Genomic DNA, 18,432 nt, shown 5'->3' on the forward strand with positions numbered 1-18,432 from the left:
GATCGCGGCGATCGCCGGAGCCCGTGGTCCTGCCCCGGAGGCCTTCGCGTCCGCTGCGTCCAAAGCCATCGGCCGGTCGAGTCGGCACAGCGCAGGAAGGGAGCGAGCCATGGCCCGCAGCGTCGGCGAGGTGATGACCCGGGAGGTCGTCGAGGCCCGCCGTGAGACACCGTTCAAGGACGTGGCACGGCTGCTGGACGAGCACCGGATCAGCGGGCTGCCCGTGGTCGACCACGACGACAAGGTCGTGGGAGTGATCTCCGAGTCCGATCTGATCCGCCGCCAGGCGGCGCATTCCGCCACCCGGGCCCGGCGGTTCCGGGTACCCGCGCTCGGCCGCTTCGGCCGTCGCGGGGCCGCCGTCGTCCGCACGGGCACGGCGGGGGATCTGATGTCGTCGCCCGCGGTGACCGTGCATCCCGAACAGCGGGTGGCGGACGCGGCCCGGGTGATGGAACGCCACGGCATCCAGCGCCTGCCGGTCGTGGACGAGGAGGACCGGCTGATCGGCATCGCCACCCGCCGCGACCTGCTGCGCGTCTTCCTGCGCACCGACGAGGAGATCCGCCGGGAGGTGACCGACGACGTGCTGACCCGCGCCATGTGTCTGCCGCCCCACACCGTGATCGCCTCGGTCCGGGACGGCATGGTCACCTTGAAGGGACAGCTGGAGCACCGCACCGACATCCCCCTCGTGGTTCGGCTGACGTATCGGGTGGACGGAGTGGTCGGTGTCGTCGACAGCCTGACCTTCCGCATCGACGACACCCGGCCGCCCGGGAGGCCGCCCTTCCCCGGCGTCCTGTACGGATGACCGGCCGCACGCGGGCCGACCGGTCCGCGGCTTCGGGGCCCATCAGTCCCTCCAGGGGACCATCGGGACCTGGGTGATCAGGCGCAGCTCAGAGAGGGTGCTGGTGGGAGCGGTACCGATCCCTCGCGGTGCCGCTCCCGTCCTGTGCCGCCGAACCGGCGGCCCCCTCTCTGCGACGGAGGCAGTCTCCCCATGACCCGCCACGACGACCGACCCCGGACCGAGGCAACAGACCCTGCCGGCGCACCGTCGGACACGGCCATCGCCGTGGACCGCCTGGTCACCAACGGGCTCAAGGCGCTGGCCGACTACGAGGCCCTCGACCAGGAGCAGGTCGACCACATCGTGAAGAAGGCGTCCGTCGCCGCCCTGGACCAGCACACGGCGCTGGCCCGGCTGGCGGTGGAGGAGACCGGGCGTGGCGTCTTCGAGGACAAGGCGGCCAAGAACATGTTCGCGTGCGAGCACGTCACGCACAGCATGGGCCCGATGAAGACCGTCGGCGTGATCGCCCGCGACGACATCGACGACATGATCGAGGTGGCCGAGCCGGTCGGTGTGGTGTGCGCGATCACACCGGTCACCAACCCGACCTCGACCACGGTCTTCAAGGCGCTCATCGCTCTGAAGACCCGCAACCCCGTCGTGTTCGCCTTCCACCCCGCGGCCCAGCGCTGCAGCGCGCAGGCCGCCCGGATCGTGCGCGACGCGGCCGTCGCCGCAGGAGCTCCGGAGCACTGCATCCAGTGGATCGAGACGCCGTCCGTCGAGGCCACCGGCACGCTCATGCGCCATCCGGGTGTCTCGCTGATCCTGGCCACCGGCGGCAACGCCATGGTCAGGGCGGCCTACTCGGCCGGCAAGCCCGCCCTAGGCGTCGGCGCCGGCAACGTCCCCGCCTATGTGCACAAGAGCGCAAAGCTGCGCCGCGCCGTCAACGACCTGGTGCTGTCCAAGTCCTTCGACAACGGCATGATCTGCGCCTCCGAGCAGGCCGTCATCCTCGACGGCGAGATCTACGAGCAGGCGCTGGCCGAGTTCCGCACCCTGCACGCCCACCTGGCCACCGCCGAGGAGAAGGCCAAGCTGGAGGCGTTCCTGTTCCCAGCCCGCCAGGCGGCGGGCTCGGGCTGCGAGCCGAAGGTCAACGCCGCCGCGGTCGGTCAGAGCCCGGTGTGGATCGCCGAACAGGCCGGATTCACGGTCCCGGACGACACCTCGCTGATCCTGGTGGAAGCCGAACGGGTCGGACCGCACGAGCCGTTGACCCGCGAGAAGCTCTGCCCGGTGCTGACCGTGCTGCGCGCCGAGGACGAGCGGCAGGGCTTCGACCTGGCCGCCGAGATGGTCGCCTTCCACGGCCAGGGGCACAGCTCGGTCATCCACACCGAGGACCGCGCGCTCGCCGAGGCGTACGGCCGGCGGATGAAGACCGTACGGATCATCGTCAACGCCCCGTCCTCGCAGGGCGCGATCGGCGGCATCTACAACAGCCTGCTGCCGTCGCTCACCCTGGGCTGCGGCTCCTGGGGCAGTACCTCGGTGTCGAACAACGTCTCAGCCGCCCAGTTGCTGAACGTCAAGCGGGTCTCGATCCGGCGCAACAACCTGCAGTGGTTCAAGGTCCCGCCGAAGATCTACTTCGAGCCGCAGGCCATCCGCTACCTCGCGTCGATGCCGGACGTCCACCGCGTCACCGTCGTCACCGACGCGACCATGACCCGCCTCGGATTCGTCGACCGCGTCAGCCGTGTCCTGCAGCGCCGGCGCGAGCCGGTGACCCTTCAGATCATCGACAACGTCGAGCCGGAGCCCAGCATCGCCTCCGTCCGCCGCGGCGCCCGCCTCATGGGCGACTTCCGCCCGGACACCATCATCGCGCTGGGCGGCGGCTCCCCGATGGACGCGGCCAAGGTGATGTGGCTGCTGTACGAACAGCAGGCCGAGGGCAGGGACGTCGACTTCGCCGACATGCGCCACAAGTTCTCCGACATCCGCAAGCGCGCCTTCCGCTTCCCCGTCCTGGGCCGGCTCGCCCGCCTGGTGTGCATCCCCACCACGTCGGGCACGGGCGCCGAGGTCACCCCCTTCGCGGTGATCTCCGACCCGGCCACGGGCAAGAAGTACCCACTGGCGGACTACGCCCTCACCCCCAGCGTGGCCATCGTCGACCCGCTGCTCACCACCGAGCTCCCGGCTGCGCTGGCCGCCGACAGCGGCTTCGACGCGCTCACCCACGCCATCGAGGCGTACGTGTCCGTCTACGCCAACGACTTCACCGACGGCCTGGCCCTGCACGCGATCCGGCTGATCGTGGAGAACATCGAGGCGGCGGTCAACGACCGCGCCGGCAGCCCCGTGGCGCGGGAGAAGATGCACAACGCCGGCACCATCGCGGGCATGGCCTTCGGCAACGCCTTCCTCGGCATCGTCCACGCCATGTCCCACACCCTCGGCGCCACCTTCCACATCGCCCACGGCCGCACCAACGCGGTCCTGCTGCCGCACGTCATCCGCCACAACGGCAGCGTCCCGGCGAAGCTGACCGGCTGGCCCAAGTACGAGAACTACCGGGCCCCCGAGCGCTTCCAGGACATCGCCCGCATGCTCGCACTGCCCGCCGCGACCCCGGCCGAGGGTGTGGAGTCCCTCGCCCGCGCGGTGGAGGAGCTGCGCGCCGCGGTCGGCATCGAGCCGACCTTCCAGGCCCTCGGGGTCGACGAGCGCACCTTCCTCGACGCGCTGCCGCAGCAGGCCCTGAACGCCTACGAGGACCAGTGCGCGCCCGCCAACCCGCGGATGCCGATGCTCGACGACATGCAGAGGCTCATGCGCACGGCCTACTACGGCGGCGAGGGAGACCGGCCGCGAGCGTAGGTGCACCGGACGGCACCCGGGTGGCATGACACCGGCCCTGGCCCCCAACAGCCCTGTTTCTGAAGGCTGTTGGTGGCCAGGGCCGGTTCTGGCGCCGTTGTCGAGGGCGGGGCCCGAGCGGTCAGTACGCGTCCAGGCCGAGCTCGCGGAACTGGTCGCGGACCCGCCCGACCAGGTCAGGGCCCGGGGTGGGCGTATGGCGCAGGCGGAAGGGGATGCCGAGGGCGTCGTACTTCGCGGCGCCGAGTTTGTGGAAGGGCAGGACGTCGACACGGTCGACGTTGCCGAGGCCGGAGAGGAAGCGGGCGAGGCCGTACACGGCGTCCGGAGAGTCGGTCCAGCCGGGCACCAGTACGTACCGGATCCACATCCGGTTGCCGAGCCGGTCCAGGCGCCGGGCGAACTCCAGGGTGGGGGTGAGTTCGCCTCCGGTCAGCTCGCGGTAGGTGAGGACGTCGAAGGACTTGATGTCCAGCAGGACCAGGTCGGTGTCGGCGAGGAGTGCGTCGCCGGCGCGGGCGCCCAGGAAGCCGGAGGTGTCCAGGGCGGTGTGCAGTCCGGCCTCCTTGCAGCGGCGCAGCACAGCGGCCGTGAAGGCGGGCTGGAGCAGCGCCTCACCACCGGTGATGGTCACCCCTCCCCCGGCCGTGGTGATGAACGCCCGGTACTTGTCGATCTCCGCCATCACCTCGTCGACCGTGGCCTCCCGTCCGTCGCGCATGTGCCAGGTGTCGGGATTGGCGCAGTACAGACAGCGCAGCGGGCAGCCGCTGACGAAGAGCACGAACCGGGTTCCGGGACCGTCCACGCCGGTGGACAGGTCCCAGGAGTGGATCCGGCCCGTTGTCCGGGCGAGTCCGGTTTCGGGGTCGAGTCCCGGCACGGTCGTCCGGTCGGTCGCGGTGCTCACAGCGATCCGTGGAAGGTGCGGCTGATCACGTCGAGCTGTTGCTCGCGGGTCAGGCGGACGAAGTTGACGGCGTAGCCGGAGACCCGGATCGTCAACTCCGGGTACTTCTCCGGGTGTTCCATGGCGTCCTCGAGGACCGCCCGGTTCAGGACGTTGACGTTCATGTGGAATCCGCCGGATGCCATGTAGGCGTCGAGGATGCCGACGAGGTGGCCCGCGCGCTCCTCGGGGACGTGACCGAGGCCCTCCGGTGTGATGGTGGTGGTCAGCGAGATGCCGTCGCGGGCCTGCTCGTACGGCAGTTTCGCCACCGACAGCGCGGAGGCGGCGACGCCGTGCCGGTCGCGGCCGTTCATGGGGTTGGCGCCCGGCGCGAAGGGCTGTCCGGCGCGGCGCCCGTCGGGTGTGTTGCCGGTGTGCTTGCCGTAGACGACGTTGGAGGTGATCGTCAGCACCGACTGGGTGTGCTCGGCGTCCCGGTAGGTGGGGTGCTTGCGCACCTTCGCCATGAACGACTCCACCAGGGCGACGGCGAGGGCGTCGGCGCGGTCGTCGTTGTTGCCGTACGCGGGGAACTCGCCCTCGGTCTCGAAGTCGACGGCCAGTCCGGTCGCGTCCCGGATGACTTTCACGCGCGCGTACTTGACGGCCGAGAGGCTGTCGGCCGCCACCGAGAGGCCGGCGATGCCGCACGCCATGAAGCGGTGCACGGGGTGGTCGTGCAGGGCCATCTCGATGCGTTCGTAGGCGTACTTGTCGTGCATGTAGTGGATGACGTTGAGCGCGTTGACGTAGGTCTGTGCCAGCCAGTCCAGGACCCGGTCGTACGCCGCCGACAGCTTGTCGTAGTCCAGGTACTCGCCGGTCAGCGGGGGCATCTCGGGGGTGATCAGGTCGCCGGTCATCTCGTCGCGGCCGCCGTTGACGGCGTAGAGCAGGGCCTTGGCGAGATTGACGCGGGCGCCGAAGAACTGCATCTGCTTGCCCACCGCCATCGCCGAGACGCAGCAGGCGATCGCGGTGTCGTCGCCGGTGCGCGGGCGGATGAGGTCGTCCGACTCGTACTGGACGGCGCTGGTGTCGATGGACGCCTGGGCGCAGAACTCCTTGAATCCCGCGGGCAGTCGGGGGGACCACAGCACGGTCATGTTCGGTTCGGGGGCGGGGCCGAGGTTGTACAGCGTCTGCAGGAAGCGGAAGGAGGTGCGGGTCACCAGCGGGCGGCCGTCCGTGCCGATGCCGCCGATCGACTCCGTCACCCAGGTCGGGTCGCCGGAGAAGAGGGTGTCGTACTCGGGCGTGCGCAGGAACCGTACGAGCCGCAGCTTGATGACGAAGTCGTCGATCAGCTCCTGGGCACGGGTCTCGTCGATGACGCCTGCCGCCAGGTCGCGCTGGAGGTAGACGTCCAGGAAGGTGGAGGTGCGGCCCAGCGACATGGCGGCGCCGTTCTGTTCCTTCACGGCCGCGAGGAAGCCGAGGTACAGCCACTGCACGGCCTCGTGCGCGGTGGCGGCGGGCCGGGAGACGTCGCAGCCGTAGGCCGCCGCCATGCGGGTGAGCTCACCCAACGCCTTGATCTGCTCGGCGAGTTCCTCGCGGTCGCGGATGACGTCCGAGGAGGAGGGCCGGGTGTCGAGCCGGGCGCGTTCGGCGCGCTTGGCCTCGGTGAGGCGGTCGGTGCCGTACAGGGCGACGCGCCGGTAGTCGCCGATGATCCGGCCGCGGCCGTAGGCGTCGGGCAGGCCGGTGATGATGCCGGCCCTGCGGGCGGCGCGCATCTCCGGGGTGTAGGCGTCGAACACGCCGTCGTTGTGCGTCTTGCGGTAGGTGCCGAAGACCTTCGTCACGAACGGGTCGGGCTCGTAGCCGTACGCCTTGAGCCCGTTCTCCACCATCCGCAGACCGCCGCCCGGCATGATGGCGCGCTTGAGCGGGGCGTCGGTCTGCAGGCCGACGACGAGTTCCCGTTCGCGGTCGATGTAGCCGGGGGCGTGCGAGGTGATCGTCGACGGAGTCGCGGTGTCCACGTCGAGGATGCCGCGCGTCCGCTCCTCGGGGAGCAGTGCGCTGACCTTCTCCCAGACGGTCCGGGTGCGCTCGGTGGGGCCGGCCAGAAAGGCCGCGTCACCCTCGTAGGGCGTGTAGTTGGCCTGGATGAAGTCACGCACGTCGATGCGCTCACGCCACCCCGTCCCGGCGAACTCCCGCCATGCGTCGGTCCGGGGGCCGCCTGTCACGGTCGCGGTCATCACAGATCCTCTCCTGTACCTGTATCTCGCCATCGATGTTCGTCGTCCGGGCTGATCGCGAGCAGTGCCGTACAGGGCACCGGACGGTCCCGTCCGGCACCGGCCTGCCGGGACCTTCGACCCACCCGCCGCGACGGGGCGCCGGTGACGGGGTCCAGGATGTGGATCCGCGTCAGGCAGTCGCCCGGCTCATGCGTGCCGATGGCCCTGGCGGGCGTTGAACTCGGCCCACGCGCGGTGGTGGCAGCGCCGGTCTTTCGGCCCGACGGTCAGGGCGACGGCCACGTGACCACGGCGGCGACCAGACCACAGGCGAGGAGGGCGGCGAAGACGTACCGGGACAAGTCCCGGCTTCGGCCGTGCTGGGGCAGGCCCAGGTCCAGTGCCGCCCAGTGCCGGGCGATCTCCCGTACCTCGTGGCGGTGTTGTGCGGCAGCACGGATCCGCAGAGCAGCCGCGCCGGCCGCACCCGACACCGCGATGGCGCAGACCGCCTGCCACGCCACGTCGGCGAGGAGCAGTACGGCGATGGCCGCGAGCGTCGTCCAGCCGGTGAGACAGGCCGCGGCCGCGGTGCGGCGGCAGTCCGGTCGGTCGGCTCCGGCGCGCAGCTCGGCGAGGGCCGGCAGGTACCAGACGCAGCCCGCGGCCGTCACCAGCCCGGCCCCCAGGGCCAGGACGCCATGAGCCACGGCTCAGCCCGCCTCGTCGAGTGCCGCGATCTCCGGGTGGTGCAGGTCGAACGCCGGGGACTCGGAGCGGATCCGCGGCAGGGAAAGGAAGTTGTGCCGCGGCGGCGGGCAGGACGTCGCCCACTCCAGCGAGCGGCCGTAACCCCACGCGTCGTCGACGCCGACCGGCTCTGCGTACTTGGCCGTCTTCCAGACGTTGTAGAAGAACGGCAGGAGCGACAGGCCGAGCAGGAACGAGCCGATGGTGGACAGGGTGTTGAGGGCGGTGAAGCCGTCGGCGGCCAGGTAGTCGGCGTAGCGGCGGGGCATGCCCGCCACGCCGAGCCAGTGCTGGACCAGGAAGGTGGTGTGGAAGCCGACCGTGAGCGTCCAGAACGTGATCTTGCCGAGGCGCTCGTCGAGCATCTTGCCCGTCATCTTCGGCCACCAGAAGTGGAATCCTGCGAACATCGCGTACACGACGGTGCCGAAGACCGTGTAGTGGAAGTGCGCGACCACGAAGTACGAGTCGGACAGATGGAAGTCCATCGGCGGCGAAGCCAGGATCACGCCCGTCAGACCGCCGAAGACGAAGGTGATCAGGAAGCCGGTGGCCCACAGCATCGGCGTCTCGAAGGACAGGGAGCCCTTCCACATGGTGCCGATCCAGTTGAAGAACTTCACTCCGGTCGGGACCGCGATCAGGAAGGTCATGAAGGAGAAGAACGGCAGGAGCACGCCGCCGGTGACGTACATGTGGTGCGCCCACACGGTCACGGACAGGCCCGCGATGGCGATCGTCGCACCGATCAGACCCATGTAGCCGAACATCGGCTTGCGGCTGAACACCGGGATCACCTCGGACACGATGCCGAAGAACGGCAGGGCGAGGACGTACACCTCGGGATGGCCGAAGAACCAGAACAGGTGCTGCCACAGCAGGGCGCCGCCGCTGGCCGCGTCGAAGACGTGGCTGCCGAACTTCCGGTCGCATTCCAGCGCGAACAGCGCGGCCGCCAGCACCGGGAAGATGATCAGGACGAGGACGCCGGTCAGCAGCACGTTCCAGGTGAAGATCGGCATCCGGAACATGGTCATGCCGGGTGCGCGCATGCAGATGATGGTGGTGATGAAGTTGACCGCGCCGAGGATGGAGCCGAAGCCGGACAGCGCCACGCCCATGATCCACAGGTCGGCGCCGAGGCCCGGTGAGTGCACGGCGTCGGACAGCGGCGCGTACAGGAACCAGCCGAAGTCGGCGGCACCGCCCGGGGTGAGGAAGCCGAACGCGGCGATCGACGAGCCGAACAGGAACAGCCAGTAGGCCAGCATGTTCAGCCGCGGGAAGGCCACGTCGGGGGCGCCGATCTGCAGCGGCATGATCCAGTTGGCGAAGCCGGTGAACAGCGGCATGGCGAACATCAGCAGCATGATCGAGCCGTGCATCGTGAACGCCTGGTTGAACTGCTCGGCCGACATGATCTGCAGGCCCGGACGGGCCAGTTCGGCGCGCATCAGCAGCGCCATCACGCCGCCCACGATGAAGAACGCGAACGCGGTGACCAGGTACATCGTCCCGATCTTCTTGTGATCGGTGGTCGTCAACCACTCCGTCCACGCCGGCCGGGCTGCCGGCCCGGCGGCCGGGACCACCTCCTCCGGGCCCGCGGAGCGTATCCGCGCCTTCGGAGCGTTCGTCACCTGTTCGATCTGTGCCTCGTCCACCGGACGATGTCCTCCCGGTCTGCTCATGTCGTCGACGAACCGGGAAGGGCCGCACCCACGGGGGAGAGCGCGGCACTTCCCGGCCGCCGCCACATGATCGTCCGTGGGGTGCGGGGTCCCGATAGGGCCCAACGGCCCCTGTGCCAGCGGGACGTAGGGGCCAACGGCCCCTCTTCGTCCCGTTGCGCCCGCACAACGGAGAAGAGCCCCTTCCGGTGTCGTGGGCTGCGGCGCGACGACCGATCAGGAGCGTCGGAAATGTCCGAATCACCACGCCCGGGTGAGGCGCCCAGCGAGGCAGACAGGCCGGCCGGGCACCCCGGCCCGCAGCTCCCGGCACACCTCCGCCCCGGCGTGATCGCCGCTGCCGCCCTCGGCCGGCCGCACGTCGAGGACCGCGACGTCCGGCCGTACCGCGGGCACCCGGGCGAGAGCCTCCCGGTCGGTCGCCGCCTCCCCCGCCTCGGCCAGGTCCGGCTCGGCCTCGATCAGGTCGCGGATGCCCCGGCGTACGACCTCGTGGTCGTCCAGCACGGACACCCGCACCGGTGCGGCCCTCGACCGGCGTTCCTCGCACGGCCGACGGCTCACAGCAGCGTCTGCCAGTAGTCCCAGAAGCGCGTGCCGATCAGCATGACGATGCTCAGGTACCAGGTGACCGGCACCGCCCAGTGGAACTCCCGCACCCCGGCCACCAGCACGCGGGGAGCGCGGATGACGCCGTGGCGGAGGTTGTGCACGGTGGTGTACCAGAACATGGCGATGGTGGCCGCCCAGGCCAGGCAGCACCACAGGCACAGCGCGCCGATCTCGTACAGCGCCTGCGTCATCAGCCACATGCAGAACCCCGCCCCGAACAGCGTGCCGAGATTCAGTCCGAGCCAGAACCAGCGGCGCAGGCGCGCCCCGGCCAGCACCGCGAAGCCGACGAAGGCAACCACCGGGTAAGTGGCCAGCCCCAGCAGCGGGTTGGGGAAGCCGAACACGGACGCCTGGCCGCTGCGCATCACGTTCGAGCACGACAGCACCGGGCTCAGGTTGCACGACGGCGAGAAGGAGGGGTCCTGCAGGAGCTGGAACTTGTCGACGGTGATGACGTAGGAAGCGAGTACTCCCAGCGCTCCCGACACGATCAGCAGCCAGGCGAAGGCTCGCGAGGCCCCTGTCGAGCCGTCGGGTGTGTTCTGTGCCGGCCGTCCGCCTTCCGGGTTTTCGGTGCGGTGGTGCGCGGTCGTGGTCGTGATCGTCCCTGTCATCGGGGTGTTGCCGCCTCGTCGGTCGTGTGGATGGGCCGGGCGCTCGCGGTGGTCGGACGGTCCCTGCCGCTGTGCGGTCGGCGGTCGCGGCCCGGACGCGCAGGGCCGGGTCTGCCCCCCGGGCCGGCATCGGGCGGCGGCACCGCGGTCAGCGGAATGCCGCGGGCGCGGGCGTAGGCCACCAGGTGCGCGGTGGCGTCGCGGCCGTCGGAGGGTGATCCGTCCCATACGGCCAGCACCTGACGGCATCCCAGGATCATGCGTTCGTCGGCTCCGATGCAGGCGTCCCGGTCGCCGGGGTCGAACTCCAGCAGGCGCACCTGCTGGGCGAGGGTCAGCAGCTCACCGAGGGCCATCCGGTCACGCCGCGGCAGCAGCGCCGGCACCATCCCCTGCGTCGGGGCGACCACGATCAGCTCCCGCCCCGATGCCCGCACGGCGCGGGCGAAGGCCACCGGCACCCCCGCTCCCGCGCGTACCAGCCCCGGCACGCCTTCGGGCAGGCGCTCCAGCACCGCACGCAGGTCGGCCTCGACCACCGTCAGCATGTCAGGGGTCAGCTCCGCGTACCCCACCGCCGCGATCATCCTGCGCCCCTTCCGGCCGTACGGTGCTCTTCGTGCTCGTTCCCGCTCGCGCGGCCCCGCCTGCCCGAAGGCGTGCCGGGGCTGTGCCACCGCCTGCGGACGGGACCGCCGGACCGAGTCCGAAGGCGGGATCCAAGCGCCACGGGCGGGACCGCGGGACCAGTCAAGTCAGCAGGCCCGGCCGATGACTAGGGTCCAACGGCCCTGGCGCAGGGTGTTCAAGGTCCTTTCCATGGAGGTCGTCAGACCTGTCGGCGGTCCCGGGCTGCGCCTCGACGCGGCGCTCGCCTGCCGGAACCGCAGCAGCCGAAGGATCATGCCCATGCCGCAACGATCGGCCCGCACTGGGGAACCACGATCGGCGGCAGGGCCGGACCGCACACCGGGAAGAAGCCGTGAAGGAGCCCGCCGCCTCGTCAGGACGTACGGGGCCATCGCGACCGTCGCTGCCGGTCCGCGCCGCCTCGTTGACCTCTCCCCCGAGGAGGCCCTCCGGCTGCTCGGCACAATGCCCCTCGGACAGCTCGTCTTCACCAGGCAGGCGCTGCCCACCGCCCGCCCCGTCAACCATGTGATCGACCGCGGGGACATCGTCATCCGCACCCATGAGGACGCCGCGCTCCTCGCGCCCGCCCAGCAGAGCCGGCCGCACGGGATGGTGGTCGCCTACGAGGCCGACGACATCGACGTCGTCGCCCGTCTCGGCTGGAGCGTCGTCGTCACCGGCTACGGCCACCTGGTCACGGACCCGGCGGAGCTGGCCCGCTGCCGGGCCCTGGTCCGGCCTTGGCTCGATCACCCCATGGACCGCGTCGTACGGATCCGTCCCGGCCTCATCACGGGCATGAGACTCGCCGATGCGACGCTGCCCCGCCCTGGGGACGCGAGAGGCCCTTGAGCGTCTCTGCATCCGGGCACGACCATCGGCACGCCCCTGCTCCGGTTTCGACGGCCCCGGGCGGAGGAGAAGACGGCTCCGCCCGGTCCGGGCCCCGCCGCAGGCCTGCGCGAACCGCGAGGAAGCCCGGGCCGACGGACTGTGGGTCCGGGCGACAGCCAACTCCCCTGTGCCTGTGCCATGAAAGAGCCGTTCGGCCTTCCTCCGGCCCGGGAAGGCCCTTGTGAGCCGCCGCGCAGAGTCGGCGGCCGGTGCTCCATGCTCGTACGGGCCACGGTTCGTGTGCCGACCGTCCCGATCGGCCGCCCCATCCGGCCTGGGCGACGCCGCGGGCGGCGGCCTCGACCGCAGCCCCCACGGGGCGACCTGCGCTGAGCCGCTGAGAGCGCCGTCAGAGCTCCCAGGAAACGACCGCACTCGGCCGTCCCTGGCGTGAGTACGGGGGTCTTGGGCCCGACCGGGGATGAAGTCTCAGGGGGCCTACGCCCGCGCAGCCAGGACAGGTTGATAGAAACCGCTGATGTCCGGCATGCGCCACGCGAGGTCGGTGAAGCCGGCTGCGGTGGCGGCATCGGTCACCTCTTCCCGCCTGATCGCCCAGGAGGTGGCGCGGCGGACCCGCACCCCCCAGCCTTCTCCTTCGGGCACGAGCTGGAAGTACTCCTGGTCGTAGCGTTCGCCGTCGTCGTGCCAGTGCCACAGCTGGAAGGTGATCGACCGGCCGTCCGTGCCGTGCGAGACCTGGGGCGGTGTGGAGGCGGGGCGGGTGCGGCGGAGGTCGTCGTAGTCCCGGAGTGTGAGCAGGAGCAGACCGTCGTCCGTCAGCACCCGTCGCATCTCGCGCAGGGCGGCCGCCACATCCGGCGCCGACAGCAGGTGGGCGAGCGAGTTGTCGGCGCATACGACCACGTCGAAGGCGCCCGGGGCGAAGGGGAGTTGGCGCATGTCCGCCGCCAGGGCGGGCAGGGCGATGCCGCGGGCCGCGGCCTCGACCGCGGCCCGCGCGGCGGCGACGGGGCTCAGGTCGCTGCCGACGACCCGGTGACCGGCGCGCGCCAGCCCGATCGCCTGGGTGCCGATCCCGCAGGCGCAGTCGAGCAACCTGCGCGGCCCGGTGCCGAGTTCGCGGCGGACGAGGGTGTCCAGGGCCGTGGCCTGGCGGGCGATGCTCGCGTCCCAGTCCGGGAAGACGCGGTGGTAGTCGGGGGCGAGTGAGTCGTAGAAGTCCCGCGCCGAGCCGTTCACTCGCCGGTCGCTTCCAGCACCGCCATGGCCGCGTTGTGCCCCGGCACCCCGCTCACTCCCCCACCCCGCACCGCGCCCGCCCCGCACAGCAGCACGTTCGCGTGCCCAGTCTCCACGCCCCAGCGGCCCGTGCCGTCCTGGGCGTAGGGCCAGGCGAGTTCGCGGTGGAAGATGTTGCCGCCGGGCAGGCGCAGGTCGCGCTCCAGGTCCAGCGGGGTCTTCGCCTCGATGCAGGGGCGGCCGTCGGCGTCGGTCGCCAGGCAGTCGGCGAGGGGCTCGGCGAGATGGGCGTCGAGTTGCGAGAGGGTGGACTTCAGGAGTTCTTCGCGCACGGAGTCGTTGTCGCCCGCGAAGAGCCGGGCGGGTGTATGCAGGCCGAAGAGCGTGAGGGTCTGGTAGCCCTGGTCGACGAGGTCGGGGCCGAGGATCGTCGGGTCGGTGAGGGAGTGGCAGTAGATCTCCGAGGGCGGCGCGGCGGGGAGCTGTCCGGAGGCGGCCTGGGCATGGGCGGCGGCGAGTTGCTGGTAGCCCTCGGCGATGTGGAAGGTGCCGGAGAACGCCTCGCGCGGGTCGACGGAGCTGTCGCGCAGCCTCGGCAGCCGCTTGAGGAGCATGTTCACCTTGAGCTGGGCGCCCTCGGCGGGGGCCGGGGGCGTGTCACCGGTGAGTTCGGCGAGGGCCTGCGGGGAGGCGCCCACGAGGACGTGCCGGGCGGCTGCGACGCCTTCCCCGTCCGCCGTGCGGTAGGTGATCTCGGCGGTACGGCCGTCGGTGTCGATGCGGACGGCCTCGTGTCCGGTGGCGATGACGGCGCCCGCGTCCCGGGCCGCGGCGGCCAGGGCGTCGGTCAGGGCGCCCATGCCGCCCACGGGGACGTCCCAGGCGCCGGTGCCGCCGCCGATGACGTGGTAGAGGAAGCAGCGGTTCTGGGCCAAGGAGGAGTCATGGGCGTCGGCGAAGGTGCCGATGAGGGCATCGGTGAGGACGACGCCCCGCACGAGGTCGTCGGTGAAGCGGTCCTCGACCGCGGCGCCGATGGGCGCCTCGAACAGCGTGCGCCAGGCCTCCTCGTCGTCGATGCGGCGGCGCAGCTCGTCGCGGGTGGGCAGCGGTTCGGTGAGGGTCGGGAAGACCCGCTCGGCGACTCGGCCGGTCATGCCGTAGAAGCGCTGCCAGGCCTCGTACTCGCGGTCGGAGCCGGTGAGCCGCGCGAAGGCCTCCCGGGTGCGCTTCTCGCCGCCGCCGACCAGGAGCCCGGTGGGGCGGCCGTCCCGTTCCACGGGGGTGTACGAGGAGATGGTGCGGGCGCGGACGCGGAATTCGAGACCGAGATCGCGCACGATCTTCTTCGGCAGCAGGCTGACCAGGTAGGAGTAGCGCGACAGCCGTGCGTCGACGCCGGCGAAGGGGCGCGTCGAGACCGCGGCACCTCCCGTGTGGTCCAGCCGCTCCAGGACCAGTACGGACCGGCCGGCCCGGGCCAGATAGGCGGCGGCGACGAGGCCGTTGTGGCCCCCGCCGACGATCACGGCGTCGTATGTCCGGTGTCCCTCGTGTGCAGCCATGGTTCTTGGTAACACGCGATGATCGTCAACGGCCAGGGGTGTACGGCGACGGGGTCAGCACCCGCCGGACGCGCACTGCCGGCGCAGCACCACCACCCGGCGGTACAGCTCGACGGCCTGGGCAGCACGGGCGGGCTGTCCCGCCGTAGCCCGGCGAGCATGCGGGGGCGGCCGTGGCCCCGGACATGGTCGCGGGCGGCAGCCACACCACGGTGCACAGCCCAGCGACCCGGCCGGCCGAGGCCCACGGCTGCCAGGCGCCCAACCACAACCGGCCCCGGAGTCCCCGAAGCGCTTCAGCGCCCGCCCGATGCGCACTGCCGGCGCAGCACCACCACCCGGCGGTACAGCTCCACAGCCTCGGCGCCGCAGCCAAGCTCTCCCGCCGTGCCTGGCGAGCATGCGGGGCGGCCGGGACCCCGGACATGGTCGCGGGCGGCACCCACGCCGCAGTGCTCGGTCCTCCCACCGACCCGGCCGGCCGAGGCCCACCGCAGCCCAGTCGCCCAACGACAACCGCCCCCGAAGATCCCGACGCGCCTCATCGCCCGCCCGACGCGCGCTGCTGGCGCAGTACCGCCACCCGGCGGTACAGCTCCACGGCCTCCGCGCCGCGGCCGAGTTGTTCTAGGCAGTGGGCCTCGTCGTTGCGGCTGGCGAGGGTGTCGGGGTGGTCGGGGCCGAGGACGCGTTCGCGGGCGGCGGCCACGCGGCGGTATTCGGTCAGGGCGTCGGACCAGCGGCCCAGCCAGCCGAGGCCGACGGCGACCTCGCGGCGGCTGACCAGGGTGTCGGGGTGCTCGGGGCCCAGCACCCGCTCGCGGATCGCGCAGACGTCGCGGGACTCGGCGAGGGCCTCCTCCCAGCGGCCCAGACGGCCGAGGTTGACGCCGAGGCCGTGGCGGGCGCGCAGGGTTTCGGGGTGGGTGGGGCCCTGGACGCGGGTACGGTCCTCGATCAGGTCGCGGTAGAGGGTGAGGGCCTCGGTGCTGCGGCCGAGGCGGCCGAGGCTGATGCCGACCTCGTAGCGGGCGGCGAGGGTGTCGGCGTGGTCGGGGCCGAGGGCCCGGGCGCGGGCCTCGGCGACCTCGCGGTAGGTCTGCAGGGCCTCCGGCCAGCGGCCCAGCTGGCCCAGGGCGTAGGCGACCTCGTAGCGGGTGACGAGGGTGTCGGGGTGCTCGGGGCCCAGCACGCGGGCACGGGCGGCGGCCACGTCGCAGGCCATGCGGTACGAGTCCTCCAGGCGGCCGAGTCTGCTGAGGTTGAAGGCGAGGTTGTGGCGGCAGCGCAGGGTGTCGGGGTGGTCGGGGCCCATCCCGCGCTCCCGGGCGGCGAGCACGGAGGTGTACACCTGGTGGGCGTCGAAGTGGCGGCCCAACTGGCCCAGCACGTACGCCATTTCCTGGCGGGCGGCGAGCGTGTCGGGGTGGTCGGCGCCGAGGGCCCGGGTTCGCGCGGCGGCCACGAACTTGTACTCCTGCAGGGCGTCTGCGGCGCGGCCGGTGCGGCTGAGGGTGAAGGCGACCTCGTAGCGGCTGGCGAGGGTGTCGGGGTGCTCGGGACCGAGCAGATGGGCGCGTTCGGCGGCGACCGCGCGGTGCACCTCGCCGGCCTCCTGCCAGCGGCCGAGCCGGCCCAGGCTGAGCCCGGCGTTGTGCCGTCCAGCCAAGGCGGCGAGGGTCTCCGCGGAGGGGGCGGGGTCCTCGCTCGGGCCGCCGGCGGGCCGGGGAATCCATTCGCCCGTGAGGCCCGCTCCGGCGTCCGGCGGTGTGGTGCCGAGACCAGCGCCGGTGGCCTTGTGACCGGTGGTCATGCCGCGCGTCCAGGAGGGCAGACGGGGCTCGCGGGAGGGCACCTGCTCCGGCGGTCGCAGTGCCGGCTGCGGGGTCACGACGGTCGGTACGTACGCCGGTGTCGTCCGGCCCGCAGTGAGACGGCGGCCCAACTCCCGGGCGTCGTGCGGGCGTTGCTCGGGGAGCTTGGCCAGCAGGTCCAGGATGATCTTCTCGAGGTACTCGGGGAGTTCGGCTCGGTGGCTGCGCGGCGGGCGGGGCGGGGTGTCACGGTGGCCGACGAGGATCGCCCAGGCGTCGTCGAGGTCGAACGGCGGGGCCCCGGTGGCGATCTCGTACAGGACGCAGCCCAGCGAGTACAGGTCGCTGCGCTGGTCGACCTCCGAGCCGCCGATCTGCTCCGGCGACATGTAGTGCGGGGTGCCCATGGCGATGCCGGTGCCGGTGAGGCGCGAGGTGAAGCCGATGTCGTGGCCTAGACGAGCGATGCCGAAGTCGCAGATCTTCACGGTGCCGTCGGCCAGCCGCATGATGTTGGCGGGCTTCAGATCGCGGTGCACGATGCCCTGCTGGTGGGTGTACGCGAGGGCGGAGGCGACCTGCTCGGCGATCTCGACGACGTCGCCGACCGGCAGCGGGTGGTGCTTGTTGTCCTCAAGGAGCTGGGAGAGGTTGCGGCCCTCCAGGAGTTCCATCACCAGGTAGAGGATGCCGTCGGACTCGCCGAAGTCGTGCACGACGGTGATCCCGCGGTGCTGGAGGGCGGCGGCCACGCGGGCCTCGCGGCGAAAGCGCTCCCTGAGGACGCGGGTGAAGGACTGGTCGTGGTGCGGACCGAGGGGCTTGAGGCACTTGACGGCGACATGCCGGCCGAGCGACTCGTCGCGCGATCGCCACACCTCGCCCATACCGCCCCGCCCGATCAGGTCGAGCAGCCGGTACCGGCCCTGGATCAGCCTGCTGTCCCCCATCTGCTGCGATCGCCCCCGTAACTTTCCGTCCCGGCCACCCCTGGCTCGTCCAGTATGGCGAGCTATCGTCCGAGTTTGTACGGTGCCGGGCGGGAGCCGGGGCCGAGCCGTGACATGGCGCGCAGGATGTGTTTGGGCGGGAGTTGCCAGCGCAGACGTGCGGGAATGCAGCGAAGCACGTTGCCTGTGGCGCGCAGTTGCAGGGTGACGGTGTCGGGTTTCGGGGCGGGTCGGCCGTACAGCTCATGGGCGTACGGCGGCAGGGCGGCGTACGCCAGTCGGGCCACGCGCCGCCACAGCACCTCGCGCGCGGGGACGAGGAGCGGGTGCGTCGGCGGGCGGAGCAGGAAGTCGTCCACTTCGCGCGCCTCGGGTCCGACGGCGAGCTCGGGCCGCACCTTCTCGAAGTAGGCGGCCAACTCCTCCTGGTCGGCCGGTACGGCGTCGGGGTCGAGCCCGACCAGGCGGGCACCGGCACGCTGTTCACCGATGTAGCGGTCGGCCTGCGCGTCGGTGAGCGGGAAGCCGGAGCGGCGCGCGACCTGCAGATAGGAGTCGATCTCGGCGCAGTGCACCCACAGCAGCAGCTCGGGTTCGTCGACGCCGTACCGCTCCCCCGTGTCCGGGTCGGTCGCCGACAGCATGGTGTGGATCTTCCGGACGCGGGCGCCGGCCCGCTCGGCGGCCTCGGTGGTGCCGTAGGTGATGGTGCCGACGAAGTTGGCGGTGCGCATCAGCCGGCCCCAGGCATCGCGCCGGAAGTCGGAGTTCTGCATGACGCCACGCACGGCCCGGGGATGCAGCGCCTGAAGGTAGAGCGCGCGGACTCCGGCGACCCACATCATCGGGTCGCCGTGCATCTGCCAGG

Annotated in this window: 13 protein-coding genes and 1 pseudogene; 3 read left to right on the plus strand and 11 right to left on the minus strand. The window is 71.6% G+C overall.

Annotated elements, in window-relative coordinates:
• Positions 1–109: 109 nt before the first annotated feature.
• Positions 110–814 carry a CBS domain-containing protein gene (locus tag ACWC1K_RS08620; RefSeq protein ID WP_450829573.1) on the plus strand — a complete coding sequence of 235 codons (705 nt, stop codon included), beginning with the start codon at positions 110–112 and terminating at the stop codon, positions 812–814.
• Between the two features lie 192 nt (positions 815–1,006).
• The gene (gene adhE, locus ACWC1K_RS08625; protein ID WP_450829574.1) at positions 1,007–3,691 is read left to right on the plus strand and encodes a bifunctional acetaldehyde-CoA/alcohol dehydrogenase; all 2,685 of its coding nucleotides are present in this window, start codon (positions 1,007–1,009) and stop codon (positions 3,689–3,691) included.
• Between the two features lie 121 nt (positions 3,692–3,812).
• On the opposite strand, the gene pflA is transcribed toward adhE, so the two are convergent.
• The 7 genes and pseudogenes from pflA to ACWC1K_RS08660 all read right to left on the minus strand — a co-directional run bounded on the left by pflA (position 3,813) and on the right by ACWC1K_RS08660 (position 11,092).
• Positions 3,813–4,574, minus strand: a complete 762-nt coding sequence (gene pflA, locus ACWC1K_RS08630; protein WP_450829840.1) for a pyruvate formate-lyase-activating protein — start codon at positions 4,572–4,574, stop codon at positions 3,813–3,815.
• Between the two features lie 23 nt (positions 4,575–4,597).
• The gene (gene pflB, locus ACWC1K_RS08635) at positions 4,598–6,853 is read right to left on the minus strand and encodes a formate C-acetyltransferase (RefSeq protein ID WP_450829576.1); all 2,256 of its coding nucleotides are present in this window, start codon (positions 6,851–6,853) and stop codon (positions 4,598–4,600) included.
• Positions 6,854–7,122: 269 nt separating this feature from the next.
• Positions 7,123–7,545, minus strand: a complete 423-nt coding sequence (locus tag ACWC1K_RS08640) for a hypothetical protein (protein WP_450829578.1) — start codon at positions 7,543–7,545, stop codon at positions 7,123–7,125.
• A 3-nt stretch (positions 7,546–7,548) separates the two neighbouring features.
• A complete protein-coding gene (gene ctaD / locus ACWC1K_RS08645) occupies positions 7,549–9,177 on the minus strand; it encodes an aa3-type cytochrome oxidase subunit I (RefSeq protein ID WP_450829841.1) in 1,629 nt (542 codons plus the stop codon).
• Between the two features lie 381 nt (positions 9,178–9,558).
• Positions 9,559–9,855: pseudogene (locus ACWC1K_RS08650) on the minus strand (DNA-binding response regulator); the annotation flags it as partial.
• On the minus strand, positions 9,837–10,505 hold the full coding sequence (locus ACWC1K_RS08655) for a vitamin K epoxide reductase family protein (RefSeq protein ID WP_450829580.1): 669 nt from the start codon (positions 10,503–10,505) through the stop codon (positions 9,837–9,839). The gene ACWC1K_RS08655 and the pseudogene ACWC1K_RS08650, both read right to left, overlap by 19 nt.
• Positions 10,502–11,092 carry a hypothetical protein gene (locus ACWC1K_RS08660; protein ID WP_450829582.1) on the minus strand — a complete coding sequence of 197 codons (591 nt, stop codon included), beginning with the start codon at positions 11,090–11,092 and terminating at the stop codon, positions 10,502–10,504. Before ACWC1K_RS08660 ends, ACWC1K_RS08655 begins: the two co-directional genes overlap by 4 nt.
• A gap of 322 nt (positions 11,093–11,414) precedes the next feature.
• Here ACWC1K_RS08660 and ACWC1K_RS08665 point away from each other — a divergent pair, with 322 nt between their 5' ends.
• The gene (locus ACWC1K_RS08665) at positions 11,415–11,990 is read left to right on the plus strand and encodes a pyridoxamine 5'-phosphate oxidase family protein (RefSeq protein WP_450829583.1); all 576 of its coding nucleotides are present in this window, start codon (positions 11,415–11,417) and stop codon (positions 11,988–11,990) included.
• Between the two features lie 480 nt (positions 11,991–12,470).
• Here ACWC1K_RS08665 and ACWC1K_RS08670 read toward each other — a convergent pair whose 3' ends face one another.
• The 4 genes from ACWC1K_RS08670 to ACWC1K_RS08685 form a co-directional block, all read right to left on the minus strand.
• Positions 12,471–13,235 (minus strand): class I SAM-dependent methyltransferase, encoded by a 765-nt coding sequence (locus tag ACWC1K_RS08670; protein WP_450829584.1) that lies wholly within the window; start codon positions 13,233–13,235, stop codon positions 12,471–12,473.
• Positions 13,232–14,800, minus strand: coding sequence for a phytoene desaturase family protein (locus tag ACWC1K_RS08675; RefSeq protein WP_450829586.1), 1,569 nt, complete (start codon positions 14,798–14,800; stop codon positions 13,232–13,234). Before ACWC1K_RS08675 ends, ACWC1K_RS08670 begins: the two co-directional genes overlap by 4 nt.
• 541 nt (positions 14,801–15,341) lie before the next feature.
• A complete protein-coding gene (locus ACWC1K_RS08680; RefSeq protein ID WP_450829588.1) occupies positions 15,342–17,564 on the minus strand; it encodes a tetratricopeptide repeat protein in 2,223 nt (740 codons plus the stop codon).
• Positions 17,565–17,626: 62 nt separating this feature from the next.
• Positions 17,627–18,424: an oxygenase MpaB family protein gene (locus tag ACWC1K_RS08685; RefSeq protein WP_450829843.1), complete on the minus strand. Its 798-nt coding sequence runs from the start codon at positions 18,422–18,424 to the stop codon at positions 17,627–17,629.
• Between the last annotated feature and the right edge of the window lie 8 nt (positions 18,425–18,432).

This window comes from Streptomyces sp. NPDC001492 (genome assembly GCF_053597275.1).

What these genes read in the sequence shown, in the direction of transcription:
- ACWC1K_RS08685 (WP_450829843.1), bottom strand. Translation starts at nt 18,424, where the DNA reads ATGCACGGCGACCCGATGATGTGGGTCGCCGGAGTCCGCGCGCTCTAC.
- ACWC1K_RS08655 (WP_450829580.1), bottom strand. Translation starts at nt 10,505, where the DNA reads ATGACAGGGACGATCACGACCACGACCGCGCACCACCGCACCGAAAAC.
- ACWC1K_RS08665 (WP_450829583.1), top strand. Translation starts at nt 11,415, where the DNA reads ATGCCGCAACGATCGGCCCGCACTGGGGAACCACGATCGGCGGCAGGG.
- ACWC1K_RS08620 (WP_450829573.1), top strand. Translation starts at nt 110, where the DNA reads ATGGCCCGCAGCGTCGGCGAGGTGATGACCCGGGAGGTCGTCGAGGCC.
- adhE (WP_450829574.1), top strand. Translation starts at nt 1,007, where the DNA reads ATGACCCGCCACGACGACCGACCCCGGACCGAGGCAACAGACCCTGCC.
- pflB (WP_450829576.1), bottom strand. Translation starts at nt 6,853, where the DNA reads ATGACCGCGACCGTGACAGGCGGCCCCCGGACCGACGCATGGCGGGAG.
- ACWC1K_RS08660 (WP_450829582.1), bottom strand. Translation starts at nt 11,092, where the DNA reads ATGATCGCGGCGGTGGGGTACGCGGAGCTGACCCCTGACATGCTGACG.
- ACWC1K_RS08680 (WP_450829588.1), bottom strand. Translation starts at nt 17,564, where the DNA reads ATGGGGGACAGCAGGCTGATCCAGGGCCGGTACCGGCTGCTCGACCTG.
- ACWC1K_RS08675 (WP_450829586.1), bottom strand. Translation starts at nt 14,800, where the DNA reads ATGGCTGCACACGAGGGACACCGGACATACGACGCCGTGATCGTCGGC.